This window comes from Xanthovirga aplysinae (genome assembly GCF_009711365.1).
Lineage (GTDB): Bacteria > Bacteroidota > Bacteroidia > Cytophagales > Cyclobacteriaceae > Xanthovirga > Xanthovirga aplysinae.
Map to the genome: position 1 here is coordinate 1 of NZ_SMMB01000424.1, position 1,525 is coordinate 1,525.

General features: G+C 35.7%; 1 protein-coding gene. It reads right to left on the bottom strand.

Going from position 1 to position 1,525, the window contains the following annotated elements; translation table 11 throughout:
- Positions 1-409 precede the first annotated feature (409 nt).
- On the bottom strand, positions 410-1,525 hold a 1,116-nt coding region (locus tag E1171_RS01545; protein ID WP_155203401.1), incomplete at its 5' end, for a DUF3103 family protein.

The window sequence follows — 1,525 nt, forward strand, 5'->3', positions numbered from 1 at the left end:
GCATAATGTCTTTGGTGTATATGCAGATGCTCTTCCATTTCATAGTTTTTATACATTATCTATGGACTATCCATAGAGTATTTAAGAAGCAAGTATAAATTATCAGTTTTATCCCTTAGTTAGTTTTTAGTCCTCTATGTAAAATATTTGTTGATACTTCGATATACTAAAATTGAAGCATTTGTGGCATTTTCAACATAAGGTGGGAGAATTGAAAGGGACCGAAGGGATAATTTTGTTTTTATGGATTACTTTGGCTTATTGGTAAAAAGGAAATTTGAATCCACAGGATTAGCTTGTTTTGTTGGGGGTGGTGTGGGAAAATTCTCCATCCAAGCAAGTTATGGATGGAGAATACCCATTGATTTAAAATTCTGCCCCATGCATGTGAGGGGATCAACTTGGTTGATTAATTTTCAGCAATGTTCAGTGGACTTATCGAAATTTTAGCATTGCCTCCAACTCCCTCCCAATTGGTATAGGTCATGTCTTTTTGAACGGTATAAAAAGAATCAACATAATCGTCACCATCTGTAAATGCACCTTCTGGTATGGCCTGTATTATGGCGTTTGCAATTCGTCCAAGGGCAGTGATCCATGGTAAATCTGTTAGTAACCCTGTGATTTCAAACACTCCATCAACTAGAACGGTGGCTAAGTCTTGGTAATTGTAATTACTGTCTTGCTCAAAAAATTGAATATTGGCAGCTTGATAATCATAATCATCCCAAACCAACACAATTTGATTGGGGTAGTAAGTCTGTTCACTATCGGCAATATATTGCATAGCAATGACATTTATTTGCGGATTATTTTCATCTACGTTATAAATTCCACTGGTCACCGCATAAATTTCTGATGCTCCTTTGTACCATTCTTCCTTAGTGTCAGCTATAGAAATAGAATTTAATACAGTAGTTTCCAAAAAGCCCTCTGCACTTAAGGTTTTTTTATTGCCAGTATTTAAGCCTTCCTTTTGCAAACCATTTTCTTGTAATTTTTGATTGATGTGTTCAACTTTTATTTTAAAGGCTTCGAATCCATCAGTTTCTACTACTATTACCGGTTTATCTGGAGCTTTATTTGGATCCAGATAAACCACCTCTTGTTTTAAATTATAGGCTGGGATTTTATCTAATTCTTTTTGGTTTACTTCAGGCACAAAAGCAATAAGTATTTCGTCTAATTCAAAAGAAGTCGATGGTTTATGTAACCATAATTCAGGCACCTCAATAATTTTTGCATCTTGCCCACTGTATTTGTTTAGGCTTTCTTCCACCATGGACATTAGTGTGTTAAATGATTTGCCATGTGCTTCCTTGTTCTCCATCTTCTCAAGTGCTTGTGATAATTTGATTCCCCCTCTATTTTGCTCAAGTAAAGGAATCACATTCGAAAGATTTGCTTGATCTTTTAGTAATTGACTGACTTGAATAGCCATTTGGTTTTTATCAAGCCCAAATTCTTGACTATTCGACCCCAAATCATTCGGTGTCACAACTTCTTCTTGGTGACAGCTTGATGC